Here is a 6,989-nt window from a genome sequence, read left to right as displayed (position 1 = left end):
TTCGACGGAAAGCACACGCATCGACGCGAACTGCGGAAACAGCAACCCAAAACCCTGATCAAGACACGCCGAACAGGATCGCAGAACCAGGGCTCGCACGCCCGCAACAAGATCAGCGACAGAGCCGGCCTACATGTCCGTCACCGGGGAGAGCCTCACGTCCATTGACACCCTGGCCATCAAACAACCCAACCACCGTCAACAACGTCCAAATCGGCGGTCTCGCACTGGGCATCATCCGGCCGAAGCCGCCGGTGCAGTTCGTGCCGCGTGGATCCGACCGCCAGGCCGAACACCGTCCCGACCCCAGCTCGGCCGAAAAGGCCGAAGGCTCCCCGGCCGAGCAGGGCGAAGGCCTGGACTCGCGGTCGTGTCACAGCCGTCCGGCAGACTCTGCAGCCGCGGTATCGGATCTTGGTCGATGAGGGGGTGGCTCTCGGCCTTCGCCAGGGCGAGGCGCTGGCGCTCGGCGTGGACGACCTCGACTTCGACAGGCACATCGCTCACGTTCGTCGGCAGCTCCGCTGGGACTACCAGGGGAGGCCCTACTTCTGCCTGCCCAAGGGGCAAAGACCCGGGAGGTTCCCATGTCTCCCAACTTCGAGAAGCGGATGCTTTCGCACATTGCTGAGTTCCCGCCGGTCGAGTGCACGCTTCCGTGGCGGAATCCGGAACCTCCCACCACGGCTCTTGAATCAAAGCAGCGTAAGCCGATCACGGTCCGGCTCTTGGTCTCGACTGCCCGAGGCAATCGTGTCCAGTACCAGACGTTCAACAAGGCGGCCTGGAAGCCGGCGCTTGCTGCTGCTGGAGTAATCGAGGTGGTTGGCCGCAGGCAGGTGAAGGAGGGAACCCGGATCACGTCCCGCAGGGTCTTCGAGGATGCACGAGGGGAGATGTATCACGTGCTTCGGCGCACCTTCGCGAGCGTCCAGTCGGAGGCCGGCGAGTCGATCGTCAGCGTGTCGAAGTGGCTGGGGCCCGCCAACCCGAATGTGACCCTGACGTACTACGCTCACTTCATGCCTGACGCTGGGCGGCGGGGCATGGGAGCGATGGACGCGTGGCTCGACGACGGTCCCGAGCAAATTGTCCCTGATTAGTCCCAGAGCGCCGTCAGCAACAGCGGAGGGCCCGCTGGCGAGCCCTCGGCGGACGGCGAAGGCCTCCCGTAAATGATCAATCTCACTATGATCTTGCAACGCCATGTCCGCTGCCCTCGCGGCGGCTGGGAAGACCTCTGAGTTAACCCGCGCTCGTCACCGTCGCCTTGGCCGCGGAACGCTGTGAACAGGTACTTTGGCCCGCTGAGCTCGCCTGAGCGCACGCCGCGCCCGACGTCAGTTCGGTCAGGCTCGTGTCCGCCACACCGTGGGAAAATTTCCGTGAAAAAACTTCGCGCGCGATGTCGAGAATGCCGCGGCGGCTCCGACTACAGGGTGAGCGGGGCGAGGGACGCGCCGCCGGTGAGGAGATGTCCACCATGAAGTACCTGATCATGATGTACCCGAACGCGCAGGTCCTGGACGCGCTGTCGGAGGAGGAACGCCAAGCCGTGTTCCAGGGGCACGGGGCGTTCATGGAGAAGATCAAGGAGTCCGGCGAGTTCGTCGGGACCTTTGCATTGGGCGGGCCCGACCAGGCGTCGGTGGTGCGGGTGCGTGGTGGGGTGCCTGCGGTCACCGACGGGCCGTATCTGGAGGCCAAGGAGTTCGTGGGCGGGGCCTACCTCATCGAGGTCAAGGACCGGGACCGGGCGCACGAGATCGCGGCGATGATTCCGGACGCGGCGGTGGAGGGGCTTGGGGTCGAGGTCCAGCCGATCGTCTTCAGCGACGGCGCGGCGGGGTGATCTGCGCGCCGGGTGACGGCGCGCGCTGAGGTACGGTGGCGGCAGTATGACTGCCGTCACCGATGTCGACGCGCTGCTGCGCGAGCTGATGCCGCGCGTGGTGGGCGGTCTGGTGCGGCGCTACGGCCGGTTCGAGGAGTGCGAGGACGCCGCGCAGGACGCCCTGCTCGACGCGATCGTGCAGTGGCGGGAGGACGGTGTCCCCGACCAGCCGGCCGCCTGGCTCACGCGCGTCGCCCAGCGCAGGTTTGTGGACCGCACGCGTAGCGAGGTCGCTCGGCGGCGGCGTGAGGAGACTGCGGCGGCCATGGATTCGGCGGTGTTTCCGGGCCGCGGCGGATTGGTGGACGAGTCGGGCGAGTCGGGCGTGTCGGACCTGCCAGGCCTGCAGGGTTTGCCGGATCTCGCGCCGGACCAGGACGACTCGCTTGTCCTGCTCTTCCTGTGCTGTCACCCGAGCATCTCCGCCCCCTCTCAGTTGGCGCTGACCCTGCGGGCCTGCGGCGGGCTGACGACCAGCCAGATCGCACGCGCGTTCCTGGTGCCCGAAGCCACGATGGCCCAGCGTGTCAGCCGCGCCAAACAGCGCATCAGGGCCGCCGGCGCACGGTTCGAACTGCCGCCGCCCGACGAGCTGCCGGCCCGGCTCGGCGTTGTCCTGCATGTCCTCTATCTGATCTTCAACGAGGGCTACACCAGCACGGCCGGCGCCGATCTGCAGCGCGTGGAGCTGACGCGCGAGGCGATCCGGATGACGCGCGCACTGCGGCGTGCGTTGCCCGACACGCCCGAGGTCGCCGCCCTGCTCGCGCTGATGCTGCTCACCGACGCCCGCCGGCCCGCTCGTACGGACGACGATGGCAACCTTGTCCCGCTTGCCGAGCAGGATCGCGCGCAGTGGGACTCGGCCGCGCTCCGGGAAGGCCTCGCGCTCACCGCCGAGGCGCTCGCCGGCGCACCGATCGGCGTCTACCAGCTGCAGGCCGCCATCGCCGCCGTCCACGCGGAGGCCCCCAGCGCCGACGAGACCGACTGGCGCCAGATCGTCATCCTCTACCGCCTGCTCGAGAAGCTCGCGCCCAACCCGATGGTCACGCTCAACCACGCCGTCGCCGCCGCCATGGCCGACGGCCCGCAGGCCGGCCTCGACCTGCTGCGCCCGCTCGAGGAAGACGACAGGCTGGCCGATCACCACCGCCTGCACGCGGTCCGTGCCCACCTACTGGAGCTCGCGGGCGAGCGCGACGCCGCCCGTGAGAGCTACCGCCAGGCGGCTGACCGCACCGACAATCTGACGGAACGACGGTTCCTCGCTGCGCGGGCCGAGCGGTTGGCGGACGACTCGACAGGTAGCTGACCGATGGCTGACGGTGCGCCTAACTGCTGAGATTGTTGAGATTGTTGAGCTTCCGTACGAAGCGGTGCGTGTGTGGATCGAACTCCTCTATCGGCCCAACCAGGAGTTCGTCGAGGGAGTACCAGCGCACTCCGTCGAACTCGCCCGGGTCCGGACGCAGCCGCTCGTCCGCGTGATCGAGCTCGATGACGTACCACAAGCTCACGTCCGTGTGCCGACGCACCATCGGGCCCCGCGTCTCGGTGACCGTGACGAACAGCGGCTCAGGGCCCAGCTGCGCCAGCGCGACGGCCGGGACGCCGAGTTCCTCCACGCACTCACGTCGGACCGTCTGCCACGGCAGCTCGCCGGACTCGCAGTGGCCGCCTGGCGGGAGCATGAGGCCTGACTTGCGGTGCGCCGCCAGCAGCACCCGGCCCCGCGCCGGATCGAAGGGGACGAAGTAGCTCACCAGGTGACGCGGCGGGTAGTCCGGCGGCACGAGCCGGTACAGCTCGTCTCCCGAGGCGATCCAGTCCAGGACAGCGCTCTGATGATCGCCCTCCAGCGCGTCGACGGCCTCGAGTGAGGCGACGGTCTGGGCGATCATCTGGCGCTGCGTGTTCAGAGTGCTCACGGCCGCGGAGCCTACCGACGGCCTCCGACACTCAGACTGTTCAGACGATCCAGACCGTTCAGACGATCCAGACCGTTCAGATGATTCAGGCGGTTCAGGCCCTTCGGACAGCCAGCGGGCGCGGCCCGCTCAAGCCATAGCGCGTGCGAGCAGCCCGGTCGGGGCGAAGTGGTCCGCCAGCATCCGCACCGCACTCGCCCGCCAGCCTGGGCTCGCCTCGGCCGTCTTCGGAGCGAACGCCTCCGCCGCCAGGAACGCGACGTCCACCAGTCCGCGGCAACCGCGCCAGTACGCCAGCGCCACCGGGTCGATCGAGACCTCGCCGTAGCCCTCGAAGAACCACGCCCGCTCCTGGTCGCCGACGTGCTCGTCGCCGTAGGCACCGCCGAGGACGAACATGAGGTCCTGCTCCGGGGTGGAGAGCGCCGCGTCGTCCCAGTCGATCAGCCAGACACGCCCGGGCGCGGCGAGGACGTTGCCGAGGTGCGGATCGGTGTGGCAGACGGTCGTGGGCGTCACCGACGGAGCCAGCTCCCGGACCCGGGCGGTCGCCGCCGCGATGCGGTCGGCGTGTTCGAACCAGAGCCGCCGGGCCTCGGCCGCGATCTCGTCGCGCGCGGCCGTGTGCTCCGCAGCCCGCATCAGCGCGTCCGTCTTCTCGGCTTCGTGCACGTCCGCGCGATGATTTGCGATCGGCAGGACCGACATGAGCTCCGACTTCACCGGCAGTTCGTGCGTCGCGGCCAGCAACTGCCCGAGGCCGCGCCACTGCTCCGCGTCCAGGCCGCCCTCGATACCTCGGCGCTCGCCGACCCACGGGGTCACCGACAGCCGCAGCCCTTCGCGTTCTGATCGTTCGGAGAGATGGTCCGGACGTTCTGAATAAAGGCGCCCCTCGAGGGTACGCACCGGCGCCGCCACCCCCGTCGCCCCGCGTGTGGCAAGGGCGTCCGGCACGGCCAGTCCCGCGACCGAGCCGCCGGAGGACCACTTCACCGCGTAGGGCGCGTCCTCGGCGTGTCCCCGGAAGTTGCGCGCCGCACGGTCCACGCCTCCGTCGATCGGTTCGAGGCGCGTCAGCTCAAGGCCGAAGTCCTCCGCGACACAGGTGATCAGATACTCAAGCACGAGCGCCAGCATGTCACGTCAGGCCTGGGCTTGTGGCCCCGCGTGCCGAGGGGCGGGCTGAGGGGGAGGAATCGGACGGTCGAGGGGGGGGAGGGACCGTCCGTCAGCGCGCCGCCCGTCGGCCGCGAGGACGTGCACCGTCGTCTTGCTTCTCTTTCCCGATGCACGCATCACTCGGATAACCAGGGTGCCCCCGATCATGCGCCGCCGTCCGAGAATTTCTCGGAGATTTTCCGAACGGCCCTGCGACCTGCGGTGATCCCTCCACTATCGCAGAGTTCTTGCCAATAACCACACGCCGCCGTACCTTACTCCACGCGACGCGCGCGGCCGCCTACCCACCCTGATTCCCTCCAGGCCGGAGGCCTGTCATGCGACCCCTCAGAACCCTGCTCCGCGCCGTCCTGCCCGCCGCGTGCGGGCTCGCGCTCGTCACGTCCGTCGCGGCCCCGCCCGCGCAGGCGGCGGACCTGACCGCGACCTTCACCCCGGGTGCCGCCTGGACCGACACCGCCGGCAACCCGCTGCAGATGCACGGCCTCGGCATCATCCAAGTCGGCAGCACCTGGTACGCGTACGGCGAGGACAAGACCGGCGAGACCAGCTCGGACGCGTCGTTCCAGGACATCCCCTGCTACAGCTCGACCAACCTGAAGACCTGGACGCTCCAGGGCGACGCGCTCACCCTCCAGTCCAGCGGCGACCTGGGCCCGGACCGGGTCGTGGAGCGCCCGAAGGTCATCTACAACTCCTCCACGCACGAGTACGTGATGTGGATGCACATCGACAACTCGGGCTACTCGGCCGCCGAGGCGGGCGTGGCCGAGAGCTCCACGCCCTGCGGCCCCTACACGTATCTCGGCGCCTCGCAGCCGCTCGGATTCCAGAGCCGCGACATCGGCCTGTTCCAGGACTCGAACGGCACCGCGTACCTGCTCACCGAGGACCGCGCCAACGGCCTGCGCATCGACGAGCTCGCCTCGAACTACCTCAGCGTGGTGAGCGCGGGCAGCTCGAACGGGGGAAGCGTCGCCCTGCTCGCCGACTACGAGGCGCCCGCCATGGTCCACGTCGGCAGCACGTACTACCTGCTCGCCTCGCACCTGACCGGCTGGTCCACCAACGACAACGTCTACGCCACCGCGTCCTCCCCGGCCGGCCCGTGGTCGGCGGTGAAGAACTTCGCCCCGGCGGGCACCGACACGTACAACACGCAGACCGCGAACATCATCCCCGTCACCGGCAGCTCCGGTACCACCTACATCTACGCCGGCGACCGCTGGACCACCTCGAACCTCGGCACCTCCCCGCTCATCTGGCTCCCCCTCGACATCTCCGGCACCACCGTCGACGCCGGCTGGCAGAACTCGTGGACGCTCGACCTGTCCACCGGCACCTGGACCGGCACCAGCGACCCCGCCAACGCCACCCACTACCTCACCAACGCCAACAGCGGCCAGGTCATGGACGTCAGCGGCTCCTCCACCGCCAACGGCGGCAAGGTCATCCAGTGGACCGGCCACAGCGGCACCAACCAGCAGTGGACCCTCAAGGAAGTCGCCGGCAACGTCTACACCCTGACGAACGTCAACAGCGGCCTGTGCCTCGACGTCCCCAGCGCCTCCACCACCGAAGGCCTCCAACTCGACCAGTGGACCTGCAACGGCGCCACCAACCAGGAATGGGCCCTGAACGCCGTCGGCTCCTACACCTCCTCCTCCGACGCCAGCTACGAACTCGCCAGCCTCAGCACCGGCCAGGTCGCCGACGTCAGCGGCTCCTCCACCACCGCCGGCGCCATCGTCGACCAGTGGCCGACCAACGGGGGAGCGAATCAGGAGTGGACGCTGGGATAGCTATTTCGCGTGCGTCATCGAGGTCTTACTTGAGACGATGAGGGCATGTCGGGGAGGATGTCCCGACTCTCGTAGAACTTCGCAGGTGGCGGTCCCCCACCTGAAGCCTGCCAGTTGGTAGGTATCGGGTGAATCTGCCAAGAATCATCCGAGATGAGGGACCACCGTGAAGAAGAACGT

The 6,989-nt window shown here is 68.5% G+C and carries 6 protein-coding genes; 4 read left to right on the top strand and 2 right to left on the bottom strand.

All coding sequences use genetic code 11. The features are described from left to right. The first annotated feature begins 587 nt into the window (after positions 1-587). The 3 genes from KDL01_RS37630 to KDL01_RS37620 all read left to right on the top strand — a co-directional run bounded on the left by KDL01_RS37630 (position 588) and on the right by KDL01_RS37620 (position 3,209). Positions 588-1,103: a site-specific integrase gene (locus tag KDL01_RS37630; protein ID WP_212533497.1), complete on the top strand. Its 516-nt coding sequence runs from the start codon at positions 588-590 to the stop codon at positions 1,101-1,103. Positions 1,104-1,483: 380 nt separating this feature from the next. Continuing rightward, positions 1,484-1,852 carry a YciI family protein gene (locus tag KDL01_RS37625; protein ID WP_212533496.1) on the top strand — a complete coding sequence of 123 codons (369 nt, stop codon included), beginning with the start codon at positions 1,484-1,486 and terminating at the stop codon, positions 1,850-1,852. Positions 1,853-1,898: 46 nt separating this feature from the next. Continuing rightward, positions 1,899-3,209 (top strand): RNA polymerase sigma factor, encoded by a 1,311-nt coding sequence (locus KDL01_RS37620; protein ID WP_212533495.1) that lies wholly within the window; start codon positions 1,899-1,901, stop codon positions 3,207-3,209. 19 nt (positions 3,210-3,228) lie between these two features. Here the strand turns inward: KDL01_RS37620 and KDL01_RS37615 are convergent, their stop codons facing one another. Both KDL01_RS37615 and KDL01_RS37610 read right to left on the bottom strand, forming a co-directional pair. After that, a complete protein-coding gene (locus tag KDL01_RS37615) occupies positions 3,229-3,825 on the bottom strand; it encodes an NUDIX hydrolase (protein ID WP_212533494.1) in 597 nt (198 codons plus the stop codon). 129 nt (positions 3,826-3,954) lie between these two features. After that, positions 3,955-4,953, bottom strand: a complete 999-nt coding sequence (locus KDL01_RS37610) for an aminoglycoside phosphotransferase family protein (RefSeq protein ID WP_212533493.1) — start codon at positions 4,951-4,953, stop codon at positions 3,955-3,957. Between the two features lie 371 nt (positions 4,954-5,324). Here KDL01_RS37610 and KDL01_RS37605 point away from each other — a divergent pair, with 371 nt between their 5' ends. Continuing rightward, complete coding sequence (locus tag KDL01_RS37605; protein WP_212533492.1) at positions 5,325-6,809, top strand: RICIN domain-containing protein; 1,485 nt, start codon at positions 5,325-5,327, stop codon at positions 6,807-6,809. Positions 6,810-6,989: the final 180 nt, after the last annotated feature.

This window comes from Actinospica durhamensis (genome assembly GCF_018139695.1).
In the GTDB taxonomy this organism is placed as follows: Bacteria; Actinomycetota; Actinomycetes; order Streptomycetales; family Catenulisporaceae; genus Actinospica; species Actinospica durhamensis.
Note: the sequence above shows the minus strand (reverse complement) of the source record. Positions and strands in the feature narration are given on the sequence as shown.

Excerpts from the sequence above, each read along its gene's own strand:
- KDL01_RS37605 (WP_212533492.1), top strand. The coding sequence starts at position 5,325 with ATGCGACCCCTCAGAACCCTGCTCCGCGCCGTCCTGCCCGCCGCGTGC.
- KDL01_RS37630 (WP_212533497.1), top strand. The coding sequence starts at position 588 with ATGTCTCCCAACTTCGAGAAGCGGATGCTTTCGCACATTGCTGAGTTC.
- KDL01_RS37620 (WP_212533495.1), top strand. The coding sequence starts at position 1,899 with ATGACTGCCGTCACCGATGTCGACGCGCTGCTGCGCGAGCTGATGCCG.
- KDL01_RS37625 (WP_212533496.1), top strand. The coding sequence starts at position 1,484 with ATGAAGTACCTGATCATGATGTACCCGAACGCGCAGGTCCTGGACGCG.